The sequence below is a fragment of the Bremerella sp. P1 genome, assembly GCF_028748185.1.
Classification (GTDB): domain Bacteria; phylum Planctomycetota; class Planctomycetia; order Pirellulales; family Pirellulaceae; genus Bremerella.
Map to the genome: position 1 here is coordinate 323756 of NZ_CP118164.1, position 15538 is coordinate 339293.

Annotated in this window: 14 protein-coding genes; 6 read left to right on the plus strand and 8 right to left on the minus strand. The window is 56.4% G+C overall.

Translation table 11 applies throughout. From position 1 onward, the window contains the following. Positions 1-118 precede the first annotated feature (118 nt). Both PSR63_RS01245 and PSR63_RS01250 read right to left on the minus strand, forming a co-directional pair. Positions 119-1666, minus strand: a complete 1548-nt coding sequence (locus tag PSR63_RS01245) for a hypothetical protein (RefSeq protein WP_274330043.1) — start codon at positions 1664-1666, stop codon at positions 119-121. A 264-nt stretch (positions 1667-1930) separates the two neighbouring features. Beyond that, a complete protein-coding gene (locus tag PSR63_RS01250) occupies positions 1931-2326 on the minus strand; it encodes a DUF2784 domain-containing protein (RefSeq protein ID WP_274330045.1) in 396 nt (131 codons plus the stop codon). Between the two features lie 442 nt (positions 2327-2768). On the opposite strand from PSR63_RS01250, the gene PSR63_RS01255 reads away from it, so the two are divergent. After that, the gene (locus PSR63_RS01255) at positions 2769-3740 is read left to right on the plus strand and encodes a DUF1559 domain-containing protein (RefSeq protein ID WP_274330046.1); all 972 of its coding nucleotides are present in this window, start codon (positions 2769-2771) and stop codon (positions 3738-3740) included. Between the two features lie 129 nt (positions 3741-3869). Next, complete coding sequence (locus PSR63_RS01260) at positions 3870-4268, plus strand: carboxypeptidase-like regulatory domain-containing protein (protein WP_274330047.1); 399 nt, start codon at positions 3870-3872, stop codon at positions 4266-4268. 86 nt (positions 4269-4354) lie between these two features. Here the strand turns inward: PSR63_RS01260 and PSR63_RS01265 are convergent, their stop codons facing one another. The 3 genes from PSR63_RS01265 to PSR63_RS01275 form a co-directional block, all read right to left on the minus strand. After that, positions 4355-5710: a hypothetical protein gene (locus PSR63_RS01265; protein WP_274330048.1), complete on the minus strand. Its 1356-nt coding sequence runs from the start codon at positions 5708-5710 to the stop codon at positions 4355-4357. 7 nt (positions 5711-5717) lie between these two features. Continuing rightward, positions 5718-7190 (minus strand): IMP dehydrogenase, encoded by a 1473-nt coding sequence (gene guaB, locus PSR63_RS01270; RefSeq protein WP_338000680.1) that lies wholly within the window; start codon positions 7188-7190, stop codon positions 5718-5720. A 261-nt stretch (positions 7191-7451) separates the two neighbouring features. Then, positions 7452-8264, minus strand: coding sequence for a DODA-type extradiol aromatic ring-opening family dioxygenase (locus PSR63_RS01275; protein WP_274330052.1), 813 nt, complete (start codon positions 8262-8264; stop codon positions 7452-7454). Positions 8265-8698: 434 nt separating this feature from the next. Here PSR63_RS01275 and PSR63_RS01280 point away from each other — a divergent pair, with 434 nt between their 5' ends. Both PSR63_RS01280 and PSR63_RS01285 read left to right on the plus strand, forming a co-directional pair. After that, on the plus strand, positions 8699-9220 hold the full coding sequence (locus PSR63_RS01280; RefSeq protein ID WP_274330053.1) for a hypothetical protein: 522 nt from the start codon (positions 8699-8701) through the stop codon (positions 9218-9220). Positions 9221-9233: 13 nt separating this feature from the next. Beyond that, positions 9234-9809, plus strand: a complete 576-nt coding sequence (locus tag PSR63_RS01285) for a hypothetical protein (protein WP_274330055.1) — start codon at positions 9234-9236, stop codon at positions 9807-9809. A gap of 206 nt (positions 9810-10015) precedes the next feature. Here PSR63_RS01285 and PSR63_RS01290 read toward each other — a convergent pair whose 3' ends face one another. Beyond that, the gene (locus PSR63_RS01290; RefSeq protein ID WP_274330057.1) at positions 10016-10780 is read right to left on the minus strand and encodes a hypothetical protein; all 765 of its coding nucleotides are present in this window, start codon (positions 10778-10780) and stop codon (positions 10016-10018) included. Between the two features lie 162 nt (positions 10781-10942). On the opposite strand from PSR63_RS01290, the gene PSR63_RS01295 reads away from it, so the two are divergent. Continuing rightward, entirely contained in the window at positions 10943-12361 is a 1419-nt protein-coding gene (locus tag PSR63_RS01295) for a sulfatase-like hydrolase/transferase (protein ID WP_274330059.1), read from the plus strand. 62 nt (positions 12362-12423) lie between these two features. Then, positions 12424-13938 carry a sialate O-acetylesterase gene (locus PSR63_RS01300; protein ID WP_274330061.1) on the plus strand — a complete coding sequence of 505 codons (1515 nt, stop codon included), beginning with the start codon at positions 12424-12426 and terminating at the stop codon, positions 13936-13938. A 3-nt stretch (positions 13939-13941) separates the two neighbouring features. Here PSR63_RS01300 and PSR63_RS01305 read toward each other — a convergent pair whose 3' ends face one another. Then, a complete protein-coding gene (locus PSR63_RS01305) occupies positions 13942-14367 on the minus strand; it encodes a carboxypeptidase regulatory-like domain-containing protein (RefSeq protein WP_274330062.1) in 426 nt (141 codons plus the stop codon). Positions 14368-14431: 64 nt separating this feature from the next. Further along, positions 14432-15403 (minus strand): DUF1559 domain-containing protein, encoded by a 972-nt coding sequence (locus PSR63_RS01310; protein WP_274330064.1) that lies wholly within the window; start codon positions 15401-15403, stop codon positions 14432-14434. Between the last annotated feature and the right edge of the window lie 135 nt (positions 15404-15538).

A 15538-nucleotide genomic window follows, 5' to 3' on the forward strand; every position in this document is an offset into this window, starting at 1 on the left:
CGACAGGCTGGTATCTGCCGGAGAAATCGTTTTAAGTGTCCATAGAGCGCAAAAAAATAGGGTCGACGTGTTCGTCGACCCTATCAGCAATTCTTCTAAGTCTCGAGTCAGGCCACCCTTACCAGGTGTACTCGAAACCGACCGTTGGACCGTGATAAAGAGCGTTCCCGTTGTCGTTGATGAACGCCTGACGGCCGGCCAGAGCGGTGTTCAGCGGTGCGACGCCCCCAGTCTCGAAGTTGAACGAGTCACTTCCCAGGGCGATACCGTCGATGTAGACGATCTGGTAACCAGCTCGCAAGGTGCCTCGCGGAACGATCTTGAAGGTACTCAGGAAGCCTGCTTCCAGCACCATCGAGCCTCGTCGCGAAGCAGTCGTTTCCTGCAGAACCGTCGCGGCATTGTTCAGGGCAATCGTCGAGTCCTGGGTAGCACGGTTACCGTACACACCCACTTCACCGAACACCGACAAGGTCCAGCGGGTGGTCAGCCGCAGGGCCGAATCCAAACCGACTTGGGCACCGAACAGGTCATTGTCAGCGTCGATCGAGTAGGCCAGGTCGCCCGAAGCACCCATCGTGTTGTAGACAGCGTCGTCATCCACGCGGACATATCGCATACCAACCCACCACGAGCTTTGCCACCAGCAGTTGGCCGAGGTGAAGAAGCGTCGCATGTTCAACTCGAACGAATCGAAGCGATTCGAGGTCGAGAAGATCTGTAGGCTGCCTTGATCGGTTTCAGCGTAACCACCGGCTGGATCAACACCGAAGTCGGAGAATGGCGAGAACAAGTCACCCACACCCTGGACCGTTTGCGACGAAGCCCAGTTACCCATACCCAGGTAGCTGAATTCGAGGTAAGTGCCGGGAGTGAACGTGCGATTGAGCGACATCCGAACGCCACCTTGATTGGTGAAGTCGTAGTTGTCGGTTCCAAACACAGGGTTGTTGGCAGCACCTTGCGAAGTCAGGACAGTCGAACTGTTTCCTGGCTCGAACATGAAGAACGTCGCATCGACGACCACGTCGCACCAGCGAGGAGCACAAGGTCCGCCGTAAGGAGTCATGTCCCAGGCATTGCCAATCCCGCGGCTGAAGCCACAGTAGACGTGACCGCCGGTCAAGCCGCAGCAGTTTCCGCAACCTGCACCGCCGCAAGCATTGCAGCAGTCGTTACCAGCATGTTTGCCCAAGTGACCACCGTGGCCGCCACCCATGCACTGCTGACAACCAGCACCGCCACAGGCTTGGCAGCCGTAGCCGCCCCAGTGGCTTGCAGGCATCACGTTGGGGTCCATCATGGGACCGCCTGGTGCAGCCATGCCGTATCCAGGACCCATGGGCATCCCGTAGCCGGCCTGCATCACAGCACCCGGAGCATAAGCACCGGCCATGCCTGGCATCATCATCTGGCCGTAAGGATCCATAGCGACGTAAGGATTCATCCCTGGCGGCATCTGCGGTTGCATCTGCGGCCCAGGCTGTCCCTCGTCCTGTGGCTTCTCATGCCAATCGCCGTTGGCAAAACTTACCACGGCAGATGAGTCTTGGCCGATCGTCTTCTGACCGGTTTGGTTGGCATAAGTTGTCTTTTCAGCGTTCGCCTGTGCGGCAAATAACACTGTGGACAACGTTAAGGCGGTCCACAAGGTAGTGGCTCTCATGGGTTCCTCTTTCGCAATCGAAAGGCAACTGGATGGCCCAGTGGTCGACAACGGTTGGTGAATTGGCAATCTGTTGGTCGCCCAAGGGCAGACCTCGAGTGCATCTCAGGTTGAATCTTCGATACCTTCAACACAACCAATCGGCACGGAAACGCAGGAAGAACCAACACTTTCGGTACGAGCCGCAGATATTTTGCAAATTAACACGATGCGGCCCCAGCTAGCGTGTCTGATTGGGCTTGCGTAGAGAGCATTGGCCCTAAATCACGCGGTTTCTGCCCGCTGGGCCTTCCGGCTGTTTTGCCAGGCAAGAACGTTGACGGCGATCGACATGACCAGGGCCACGACCCCCACAGCCGCCGTCGCATAAGTCACCACCGTAGGATCCGAGTCCCAGCTAGTGCAGCCGTCGAGACAGTACTTAATAAAGGAACCGGGCAGGGGACTCTCGCCCAGTGCTCGCTTGACCTGCCAATGCCAGTCCGTAAACGGACAGTACCCCCATCCATAAAAGGGACTAAGGACGGTCCACGACGCTAGCGTCAACAAGATCAGGATTAAATGTGCCAGGCGCGTTCTCTCAAACGCCCAACCCAGGGCATTAAATGCGGTCAGAGCGAGGTGAAAGATCAGCAGGAAGTAGTCCAGAAAGATCAGCATTGCCAAGTTTCCCTAGGCACAAGAGTTTCCACGCAAATCGCAATGGAGGCACTGAGTAGACGACGCTGGCCCCTCCATCGATTTGGGCGAATGCCCTTGAAGCCATTTATTTGACCTCCAAAGCAGGGCAATTTTCCGATGCGAGCACTTCCCCCCAACCGCTTTAGGCTTCCCCTTTTTTTTATTTGACACTCCTGTTGCGGAAAACCACAAAACAGCGTCACCACTACCTCTACCGAGTGGCTCAATGGACTCGTTTATACCACATCCGGCAGGGGGTCAAACCAGCAATAACGTACTAACCCCCTTTAATCACGCGTTCAAAAGCAGCTAGGGACCGCAAAACGACCACCGGACATGTAATTAATTTGAACTTGTTGTGAAATATTGCTATAATACGGTTCTCATCTCGTCCTTGTCTTCTCAAATTACGGAGTAATCTATGCGCGCGAAAAATGGATTCACGCTTGTCGAACTGCTAGTTGTTATCGCAATCATTGGTGTGTTAATCGCCTTACTGCTGCCGGCTGTTCAACAAGCCCGTGAAGCCGCTCGTCGAATGAGCTGCAACAATAACCTCAAAAACCTGGCCCTCGGCCTGCATAATCACCACGATGTCTTCGGTGAGCTGCCCGCTGGCGGCGACCACTCAGGCACCGGTGATCGACAAATGTGGGGCTGGGGTGCTCATATCCTGCCATTTGTCGAACAAACGTCTCTCTACGACCAACTGCGTGTCTCTCAGCAGGACCTGAAAGTAACGCTCGATAACACCACGCTTCGCCCGCTAACCCAGACCAAGCTCGACATCTTCATTTGTCCTTCCGATCCAGGCGGACATTTGATGGATGGCGGTAAGATGAATGGTGGTAAAGGTCGCCGTTTCAACGGCCAATCGAGCTTCTCGGCAAACTTCCGCGTTGCCAAATCGAATTACATCGGTGTTTGCGGCATGTTTGATGTCGACCACCGCCGCAACAACGGTGCTTTGTTCCGTGGCAGCGAAATGCGATTCGCTGACATCACCGACGGTACCTCCAATACCTTCCTCCTGGGCGAACGCAATCTGCGATGTGCCCAAGGTGCTTGGGTAGGAAACCGCAACGTCACCGGTGGTGGTGACCAAGGGGCTGACTATACAATGGGTCGCGTGACCAAGCCGGTTAACCACACCAATAACTCGGCTCATCAATGCACCGAAGGGTTCGCCAGCCAGCATCCCGGTGGCTCGCTGTTTGCCTTTGTCGATGGTTCGGTTCACTTCATTGCAGACACCATCGATTACAACAATGCTGGCGTCGATGGTAATGCTCAGAATGGCAACGACGCCCCGCCAAGCTTCAACTCGAACAACCTGGGTACGTATCAACGGCTCGGTGCTCGAGACGACGGAGCTCCGGTCAGCGATTTCTAATCTTCAGATCGTATAGCGTGGAGATCACGGGCAACGCTAGCTTGGTCTCCACGCATTTTTTTTTGCCAATAACGGGCCACGGTTGGCAAGCAAGCATATGTAGATTCTCTGGAACTAGTTGGCACAATTATGAAGCGACTTCTCTACTGTTTCGCGCTGATCCTCTCAACGTCACTTCTGGGCTGTAACGGAAACCAAGAGGGAGTGACAGGCACGGTCACCTTAGACGGACAACCTCTACCGAAAGCTGAAGTGGTTTTCACACCAACAGAAGGGGGCCGACCAGCGACGGCAATGACCGATGCCAGCGGTAAGTACGACTTGGTCTACACCATCGATCAGACCGGTGCGCCTCCGGGAGAATACGTCGTTCGCATTCGTGCGGCACGCACGGAAACGGGCGAAGATGGACGCGACGTCATGACGCCAGAGTCCGTGCCTGCCAAGTACAACGAGCAAAGCCAACTAATCGTTGAGGTGCAGGAAGGCGCGAGCAATCAATTTGACTTCGATCTCGAGTCGGAATAACTCGCTCAAGAAACAATGGAAGGGCAAGCCTGGCATACAGGCTGCCCTTCCGGTCCAATCGCTCCCAGTAGGGAAGGTAGCGGTCTTTAGGGGATCCAGTAAACGGCCCCCACGACGGCAGCAGCCTGGAAGGCAGCACCGCGGGCACTCAGTGGTACCGGTGGAATCAGGTGCGGAGCACAGTTGCCTGGTCGGTAGTAACCCAACGCGTAACGGCACTCGGTCGGTGGATACATGCCCATCTGGTAGGGCAGCAGTACCGCACTTCCGAAGAAGTGAGCCCCTGACAGGGCAACCTGCGAGATCGGTCCGGTCATGTGACCGTAACGTTCCAGGGCTCGATCTTCAAAGTACAGCGGCTTGTGGCACAATGCCGAAGCGGTCCAGTTGACTTCCAGCGGAGCCCAGTGGCGGCCCATGAACGGCTGGTCGGTCCAACCGCATTCGTATGGCAAGTTCCAGTGAGCAGTCAGGAAGCACTTCTCGTCGCTGCCCAGGTCTTGAATACGAATTCGCTTGATTTCGTTGCCATCGTCGATCAGCACGCGGCGATCGCGGATGTCGAGCATGCGGCCATCGGCAATGACTTCACCTTGAATGTTACGCCACTCGCGGGATGGAGCACCCTGCATGGCCTGAGCCTGCATCGACTCGGCAACGGCCGGATCATCTTCATCCGGAGCAAACGGCGAAGAGATGTCGAGCGAGATGTTGCGAATGTCGAAACGACCTAGCTCCGTGCGAATTTCGCGGCAGCTATCCGACTCTTCGCAGCAGTTACGGTCCAGATAGACCTGCTCGCAATCGGCGTCGGCATTGTTGGCGATTTCGGGCTGCGTGCGGAACAGCGGCGGTGGCAGGTCGTTACGCGAACGAGGCGGCGTCATCGGCTGCATCGGCGTGACTTCCGGCATCGGCTTTTCCATCGGAGCCTCTTCCATCGGCATCGGCTGGGTTGGAGCCGGCTGCATGGGCGTAGGCTGCATCGGAGTCGGCGTGGAAGGTTCTTCCAGCATTGGCGACTCGGTCATGGGTTCCGGCATCGGCTCTGGCATTGGTTCTTCGGCCGGACGGCTTGGTGGAGCCGAAAAGCGGCTCGGCGGCTGAACCTGTTGAGCGGTGTAGTGGGGGATTTGGTCGCCGAAGGGATCGTTGAACGGGTCAGCCGGGGGGAGCGTCGAAACGTTTTGAACGACCGAGTGACCGTCAGCAGCGGTCAACTGTACGTGCGAAGCAGGCTGCACCTTGCTGGCAGGCCGCTTGGCGGGGGCGCTGACTTTGGAAGAAGGTCGCCACTTGAGGTGGCTTTGCGCCGTGGTTGTCTGTTCGACCGGTGCCGCTTCCAAAACCGAACGGGGAAGGGCTCGCGGTGCTTGAGCTTCGGCCTCGGCAGCGATACCGCCCAGGATCACGCCACCTTGAACCATCAAGGTGGCAAGCAACTTGAAGCTATTCGTTGTCGTGTGTCTCCGGGCTGTAGTTAGGAGACTCTTGAGTGATCGCGATGTCATGAGGATGGCTTTCCCTAACACTAGCCGAGGTAACTCGGATAAAGGTGGCGTCCTTGCGCAACTCCTCGATGGTTCGCGTTCCGCAGTATCCCATGCCGGCTCGTAGTCCGCCGACCAACTGATACACGAACGCGTTTAAATTACCCTTGAACGGCACACGACCTTCAACCCCTTCGGGAACCAGCTTGCCACCATCGGTGACGCTGCCTTGTCGGTACCGCTCTTTGGAGCCTTTCACCATCGCTCCGAGGCTGCCCATCCCGCGGTAAACCTTGAAGGTTCGACCTTGGTACAGGATCACCTCGCCAGGGCTTTCGGCCACGCCAGCGAATAAACCGCCGACCATGACTACGCTAGCACCTGCCGCGATCGCCTTGGTAATGTCACCGGAAAATCGAACGCCGCCGTCTGCGATGATCGGAATCCCATATTTCAAAGCGACCTGACTGGTGTCGTGAATCGCCGTGATCTGTGGAACACCTACCCCGGAGACGACTCGGGTCGTGCAGATCGAGCCAGGCCCGATGCCAACCTTTACCGCGTCCGCGCCCGCTTTGATCAAGTCTTCGCATCCTTCCGCAGTCGCCACGTTGCCGGCGATCACGTCGATGTTCCAGTTCTTTTTGATCTCGCGAACGGTCTCGATGACATTCTTGGAGTGCCCGTGAGCACTATCCACTACCAACACGTCGACGTCGGCATTGATGAGACTTTGAACCCGGTCGAAATCCATCACACCAACGGCGGCTCCAGCCCTCAAACGTCCCATCGAGTCTTTGGACGCTTGGGGGAACCGGTTCATCATGTCAATGTCTTTGATCGTGATGAGACCCGTCAGTTTGTAATCTTCGTCAACCAGTAAAAGTTTCTCCACCTTTTTAGCCGTTAAAATTTGCTCAGCTTCCGTAAGCGTTACGGTCCCCGTTGCTGTCACGAGGTTGCCTTTTGTCATAACCTCATTGATAGACAGGTCATTCGACTCGAGGAAGCGTAAATCGCGGCGAGTGATGATACCAGCTAGCTTGCCATCACTTCCGATGATCGGCACGCCGGAAACGTGATGCTGATCCATCACACGCTTCGCTTCGTTGACCGGTGCTGTCGGTGGTAGCGTGACTGGGTCGACGATAATCCCGTTGGCCGAACGCTTCACCTTGGTGACTTCTTCGGTCTGGACCTCGGTCGACAGATTCTTATGGATGATCCCCAGGCCGCCTTCCTTGGCCAGGGCGATCGCCATCTCCGACTCAGTGACCGTATCCATGGGCGAGCTGAGCAGCGGAATGTTCAAGGCGATGTTCGCCGTCAGCTGCGTCTTGGTTGTTACGTCCGCTGGCACAAAGTCGCTATAGCGCGGGGCAAGCAGCACGTCATCAAACGTAATCGCGACCTTGGCAAAGCGATCTTCCATGGACATTCAAACTCCAGTCGGCTTATGGATACGAGCAAGTCAGGGTAGAGAAACCCTGTATTATGCACCAAAGCATGCACTCTAGGCAACGCGTGGAACTTTAGAGAAAATCCACAACTGAGGGGACTTTATGGGCATGATTATTCCCCTGGCAATTTCCGGCGACAAACCAAGCCCAAGCACCGGGCAGGCCAACTCTGCCCAGCCCGGCGGTATCTCTTCAAGGCGTGACGTGCAGAACGTTCCGCTTCCGCCTGGTGACTACGAAAACTCGACCGATCGCCGGCTGAAGAGGTTGTACTCGAATTCTTCCAGCACGAACTTTGGTTTCGCGTTCGCAACGCTCGCTACGCCAGCGGTCACCAGCAGCGGCAGGAAGTGATCAGGCGTCGGATGATTACGCCGCACCTCGGGGCCTTTCGCGGCGTAGTCCATCAAGGTGTCGTAATCGCGGCCTTCAATGGCTGCCTTGGTCCAATCGTCGAAGTCTTTGGCGAACGTAGGCGTTTGTCCAGGTAGACCGCGCCGCAGTTCCAGCATCGGATGGGTGATGTTGCCGCTACCGACGATCAGCACTCCTTCGTCTCGCAGCGGTGCCAGCGCCCTGCCAAAGTCGAACAGGCCCTGGGGTCCCTCACGACTCGGCATCGAGATCTGCAGCACCGGCACATCCGCCTGAGGATACAAGTGAACCAGTGGCGTCCACGCCCCATGGTCTAACCCACGATCCGAGCGAGCCACCGACGACTTCGGCAAGATCGATTCGACTCGAGTTGCCAGCTGCTTCGCGCCCGGGGCATCGTATCGCACTTCGTACAAAGGCCGGGGAAAACCGCTGAAATCGTAAACCAAGCCGGAAGGATCGGTTGAGCTAAGCATCACCGGTCGCGTTTTCTCCCAGTGAGCCGAGACCACCAAGATCGCCTTGGGGCGAGCAAGTTCCTGTCCCCACCGCGTGAAGGGAGCACCACGCACCGGGTCGACGGCCAGTTCAGGAGAACCATGCGCGATGAAGATCACCGGCATCCGGCCCCCGCTGGCATCATCGGCCTGTACGGCTGACTGACTCGACATCGCCATCGCGACTCCTCCCGCTATCACTTCTGAAGTAAAGACGCGCCGACTGATCTGCGACGGCCTCTTATTACCAGGCTCTTTCATCATCTCCATCCCTGTGATCTTGCCCGTTTGGAAATTCCCTTGGCCAGCATCCAGCCGCAGGGCAAAGCTTGCGACTCGGCAGGTAACGGCTCAGCCCACCCATTTAATTTATATATCAACTATCTATCGGTAGACAACCCCTCTTTTCTGCAATGAAACACGTTCGGAGAGAATCAACAGGTCCCAACGGCAAGCGATCTAGGGGCAGCGAAGAACTTGCGCTGAACGAGAACATTGGCCATGTAAGGAAAACGCCGCGAGAAATCGCCATCGACGTCATCCCCCATCCTATGTAAGGTGCCCCACACAACGTTTGGCAAAACCCCCTCAAGCCTCGGAGGCTTAGCATGAAGACCATCCTTAGCCGTATGTTTGCGACCCTGGTCCTTCTTTCCACGACCAGTTTGGCTACGGCGGACGAACAACGGCCGACTCCCCAGGCCGAAATGGTGGCGCTCAAGATTCGTGTATTGGAGGCCATGCCTGAAAATGCGTCCAAAACCCTGGCCGAACCCACCATCATGACCCTGACTTGTCGCGAGATCCGATTTGTGAGCGGCGGTGAAATGAAATCGAAGTTCGACGACACCAAGCACGAGCTAGGCACGCAGATCACCGCGACCATCGAGCCGGACAAAAGCGACACCTACACAGTCAAGCTCAGTGTTACGCTCGGCAATCTGAAACTGCCAGACGGGGAGCCAGAAACTGAGTTGTTCACCCAGCAAAAGCTAACCGCCAGAACGATCGTCTTGGCAGGAAAAACGAAGAAGATCCCCGTCTCCCCCAGCCGCTGGTGTGAGATCACGATTGAGAAGCCGACGGCCAACCTAGCTTCTACCCCCGATTCGGAAACCAAGAATCGCTGATTCAGGAGCCTTCATGATATTCACCCGGTCACTCATTCTAGTGATTGTTTTCGTGGTATTCATTAGCGGGACGATCGTCCACGCACAGGACAAGTCCACGGACATCGAAATGGTCACCCTGAAGATCCGGGTCCTGGAACAGATCCCTGGACAGGAAGCTCCACGGATCCGCAGTCAGCCGATGATGATGTCGCTGATCGATCGCCCCCTCTGGCTGGACGTCGGGAGCACCGTCGAGTCGAAGTTCGACCAGTCGCAGCATGAAGTCGGCCTGAAGTTCGTTGCCCACATCAAGAAACTGGATAGCAAGAAATACGAACTACAGCTCGAGTGGTTCCGCGGCGGGCAAACTCAACCGAAGGAAGATCCTGATACCGAGTTTTTCGTTCAGGAGAAGCTTTCTGCACGCACGATCTTGCAATCAGGCAAGCCCAAGAATCTCCACGTTTCCGCGAATCGATGGTATGAGTTAACCATCTTTGGTCCCGGGGACACCCCGAAACTATCATCTCACCAGACGCCACGACCGGTTGCTATTCCCCGAACCGTGTCGGGAAGTGAACTCACTTCTTCACAGTTCAACAAGTGAACGGCAAAGTAGCTCTGTCATTTTACCGAAATTCGATATGCCGCTGGCCTTCGGCCGTTTAACATCATCTACCCCCAAACGCATCGCCCCATTCTTGGCGAAGTCCAAACGGCTGATCCCCAAATGCTGCCCGCCGGGTGTATCGAAGTTTGAAACGTCTGCCGCGGAGGATTCGCCTGATAGGTGGTTGCCACTCGCGCAACATCTCAACTAATCGCGCTCGGTTTCCCTATTACCAAGTACTGCGGGTACGTTTTTTCATCGGCAAAAAACTCATAGGTTCCGTAAGAACTGGAGTCCGGCAGCTTCTCATAACTTTTCAACCACTGCGTAAATCGATTCTCCGTCTTTTCCGTGATGAGAAAAAAGGATCGAAAGCTGCTCAATTCTCGACTCCCAATAAAACCGTCGAGATACTCATCCAGGTTGTCTACGCCATTAAGTCGATATAACCACTCAGCCCCAGTTCTAAACTGTTCAAGGAATTCTTCGTTGGTGATACGCAAGAGCTCTGCGGCGTCTGAGGGTAAGTCTCGTGACCACTTTTGCGTATCACAGCGTAGCCTTAGAAAGAAACTTGCGAACATGCGTTTAGAGGTTTCAATGTATCCGGCATGATTCTTGAGAACATGGTCGAATCGCTCCATACAATGTGCTTTGATATCTGAGCCGACCGTTTCAATATCCTTAATGAACTTATCAAAACCAGTTCGTTGTACTGAGTCCCCTTTGTTTTCGAAGCAGAGGAAGGTTCCATCCTTCAAAACACATCCGATATCAAAGGGCCCCCAGTATTCCGTGCTGTGAAAGAGGAACTTCGACGGCTTTCCAAAGAGATGCTTGGTTATGAACGAAAGATTACGCAGAACGACCGTGTCAATTAACTGCTCTGGACACTTCATTCGTTCCGCAGTACTCGGAAGCTCGGAGATTCTTGATAACTTCAATGCTTGATCTATTGAGCAAATCATCTCATTTTTCCTGGCTCGGAATCTTTGAGTTTGAATAACCTGAAGGAGTGCAACGGCACGATCCAACCGCCAACACAACATTTGGAAGTCGCCACGCCCCCTTCTATACTAAAGCCTCCTACCCATCCTCGCTTCATTCTCCTTTCGAATTAAAGCACCACCATGCGAACGCTTCTCTTGAGCTTCGTGCTCGCTTTGCTGGCCTCTTCCTATTTGGCTGCGGAAACCACTCGCCCCAACATCCTGATTTTGATCGGCGATGACATCGACCGCGACTCGCTCGGCCCGTGGGGTGGTCAGGCTCACACGCCGAACCTTGATCAGTTGGCCCAAGACGGCATGCGGCTGGATGGTGTGTATGCGAACGTCGCCATGTGTGCTCCTTTTCGGCAAGAGCTTTATAGCGGCCGCACTGCTTGGCGAACGCGGGCCATGCCTAATCACAGCAAGTCGGTCGCCGGCACCAAGAGCTTGCCGCATTACCTTCAGCCGCTGGGCTACCGGGTAGGGCTGCTGGGCAAGACGCATATCGGACCGAAGGATGCCTATCCGTTCGATTACCTCGGCGACGTCAGCAAACAGAAAGATGGCAACCCCGAACTGGTCAAGCGCGCGACGGCCTATATCAAGGAGGCCAAGGCCGCTGGCGATCCGTTTTGCCTGGTGGTCGCTTCGCATGATGGGCACGGCCCGTACACCACCGGCGATCCTTCGCAGTACGACAAAGATGCCTTCGAGTTGGAAGCCGACAAGATCGACACGCCTGCCTATCGTAGCGAACTTCAACTGCACCTGGCCGAGGTGACCAACTTGGATGCCTTACTGGGCGAACTTCGCGGTGTGCTGGCCGAGGAAAAGCTGGCCGACAACACGCTCGTGATTTTCTGCTCGGAACAAGGCAACGCGTTCCCGTTTGCCAAGTGGACGTGCTTTAACGACGGCCTGACCAGCGGCCTGGTGGTCGCGATGCCTGGGAAGATTCCCGCCGGGACAAGCAATTCACAGCTCACCTGGATCGCCGACATCACCCCGACGCTCGTCGATGTCGTCGGCGGTAAGGCGGCTGCCGATGCGTTCGACGGCAAGAGCCAATGGAAGAACTGGACTGGCGGCAACGAACAAGTCCACAAGTACGCGTACGGTGCGTTCACCAACTGCAACATCATCGACAATCGTGATCGCATCTATCCGATCCGCACGATCCGCGACGACCGCTTCACGCTCATCTGGTCGCCTCGGCACGACGAAGAGATCACCTCGAACGTCACCCTGACCGAAGCACTCGCGTGGCTCGAGTCCGAACCAAAAGACGGCAAGGCCAGCACCGCCGCGACCTGGGTCCGTAAGGCGAAGCGAACCAAGACCGAGAAGGACGACGCGATTGTCCATCGCCTGCATCACCGGCCGGAGTGGGCTCTCTACGATCGCACGGTCGATCCGGAAGAACTGACCAACCTGATCGACGATCCAAAACATGCCAAGGATGCCCAGCGGCTCAAGCAAGAGCTGCAAGCCTGGCTAACCAAGTGGGACGACGCCGATCCCGTCGCCACCGAGCGCGGCTTTGTGAAATCGAAGTAGTTTGCTTCACTCACCCCGCCTGAATCTTTCCTGCCAGATGCCCAACCTGCCTGAGGGTCTCGATGAATACGCTCCGTCTGATCGCTGCCTGCGTGCTCTTGCTGTTTGTCGCCGCGCCGTCGCAAGCCGAGCTTCACTTTGCCAGCATCTTCGGGAGCAACATGGTCCTGCAGCGCGGCGTGCCGGTAACTGTCTGGGGCAGGGCAGGCAGTGGCGAGAAGCTGACCGTTCGCTTTGCCAGTGAAAAGATTGAAACGACAGCCGACGCAAACGGGGACTGGTCGGTGACGCTGCCGCCTCTGCCAGCAAGCAGCGAAGGGCAGGCGCTGAATGTCGCCAGCCAGACTGAGGCGCTGGAGATCCGCAATGTGCTTGTCGGTGAACTGTGGCACGCGTGCGGCCAGTCGAACATGGCCATGACGGTCGAGTGGATGGCCCATGAACTACCGGAGGTCAAAGCCGATATCGCCAACGCCAACCTGCCGTTGATTCGCTTCTGCCGCATTCACGCCGGTCCACAGCCGGAGCCGCTCAAGGAGTTGGAACTGTCACCCGGCTGGGCCGTTTGCTCACCGAAAAACGTGACTAAATTCTCAGGCGTTAGTTTCTATTTCGCTCGGAAGCTTCAAGAGAAACTAGGCGTCCCGATCGGCATCATCAATACGTCACGCGGCGGAACACCGATCGAACCGTTCATCCCGCGGGCCGCATTCACCTCGCATCCCACGCTTGAAAAAGAAGGCGAACTCGGGGACCGCGAGGACCTGGAAGCCCTCCGCCGCTTGCCTGGCGGAGTGTATGCTCGCGATGCGAATTGGCTTCCAGGCCGGCTGTTCAACTCTCGCCTGGCCCCCATCATGCGACTGCCGGTGCGGGGAGCGATCTGGTACCAAGGCGAGTCCAATAGCGGCACCCAGGAAGATCCTCACGAGTACGCCCACAAGATGCGAGCCCTCATCCGCGGTTGGCGGGACGCAACGAACAACGAGGCCCTGCCGTTCTATTTCGTGCAGCTGCCCGGCAGTGGTGCCGGCCCAGGCTGGTCGTACTTGCGTGAGCAGCAGCGACTCGCGACCGACGTGCCGCATACCGGCATGGCCGTGACGCTCGACTTGGTCGGGGGCAACATTCATCCACCGAACAAAATCGACGTCGGTGATCGACTGGCCCGCTGGGCCTTGGCCAAAGATTACGGCCAGCAAGTTACCTACAGCGGCCCGTTGTTCGACCGGCAAGAGATCGACGGCGACCATATCACCGTCCACTTTCAGCACGCCGAAAGCGGCCTAATGGTCGCCTCGAAGCAGGGTCTCGAAGCTCCCCAGGAAACGCCGGACGGAAAGCTAACCTACTTTGAAGTCGCGGATACCGATGGCCAGTGGCACGCGGCCGAGGCCACTATCGACGGCCAAACGGTTGTCGTGACCAGCCCGAAAGTAACCGCCCCAATCGCCGTGCGGTATGCCTACATAGTCTCGCCACAGCACGTCCCGCTGTACAACCGAGAAGGCTTGCCGGCATCGCCGTTCTGCAGCAAGCCAGAACTGCTGAAGTACGATCCGCAGTTGCCGAAGTAGCTACTACTTCGTCTTCAACTCAAAGTCGTGCGTCTGCGATCCGGCTTGGACGTCGTAGGTCAACTCCGTCTTCGAGTTGTACTTTGGCGGGACTTGTTCCTTTTGGAACCAGATTTTGCCGGTTTCTTCGTCGCGTTTCTCGCCGCCGTTGGTGATCGTGACGGTGTTCATGCCGACCGTCGCGCCGGCCTGGCTGCCGGTGTACATCATTCGGTACTTGCCATCTTCGCCTGTCTTGCCGTAGGCAGGCCGGCCACCTTGGGGCTGGAACGTAATAACGGCGTGCTTGAGCGGTTCGCCATCAAGGGTGATCTTACCGCTCACTTCGCCCAGGTTGTCGTACTCGCCACCGCCACAACCAACCGTGGTCATCAGCGCGGCACCCAACAGCATCACCATCAGACGATGCTTGATCAACAAGGAAAACATGAAGACTCGTTCCTGTAAGAATCAAATGGAATAAGGAAGGTGCGGCCTTTCGACTCCAGGCAACTTAAAACTCGCCGACCGGCTGACCGTCGCTGCGGGCACCGAGTTTCTCGTACACCGAATCGATATTATTATCTTGCAGCGGGTCGTGGTCGATCGTTTCGGGAATGAAACTCACCGAGGCGTCCATCAGCATCGCCATCACGCCGCCAGGATGATTGCTGGACAGATTGCCGTTCAATCGCCAGTTGTCGGGGTGATTCGAGTTGGGCGACAGGGCCGTCGAGGCCATCGCGTCGTAGCGATGATCGCAAGGATGCGTCGTGGCGGCCGAACAAGCCCATACGCCAGCTCGATAGTGCTGGCTTCCCAGCCGATTGCAGCGTTCGCCGACGCCCAGGATGTTGCTGGTACCATCGGTCAGGTCCGAAAACTTCAGTCCGCGGTTAACGAGAAACGAACCTGTTTGCGTATCGTTGTTCGCGAACGTCGAGCTATCGCCATCTCGCTTGAAGTGGGCCATGGCTACGTAGTTCATCGTGGCAATGTCATTCGCCCCACGCGACATCGACCAGCCGAGATTGCCGTTCAAATCGTCCGTCGTATCCGAAGGACAACGGTAACCGGCAATGGGTGTTTGCATGAGCGCCAACCGCGTGGCGTCCTGATACGCTTCGTCCGCGTACACACCCTGCGTAATGCCCAACCGGTCGTGCATGGCTTGCTGTTCGATAAATGGCAGAATCAATGCCGACCAGTTCCAGGCACTTGGCGAAGTCAGTACGTCCCACGTGGCCGAACGGCTGTAGTTCACAATGATCCCTGGCGGAAAACTACCGTAGGTATCGTGGTAGTTGTGCACGGCGAGACCGATCTGCTTCAAGTTATTGCTGCACTGCATCCGCCGAGCTGCCTCGCGGGCCTGCTGCACGGCCGGCAACAACAGGGCAATCAGCACGCCAATAATGGCAATCACAACAAGGAGTTCAACCAGAGTGAACGCGCGGCGTGATGTCGCCGTAGGAAAGGCTCGCATAACGGGGCTCCAGGAGGGGATGAAAGTGGGGGGCAAAGAAGAGTAAGAAATAACTGGAAGTTATCTACTAAAGTAAACGACACCCATCAATAACTCAACATGTATTTGCGCAAGCTTGGCAGACGTATGGCTTTA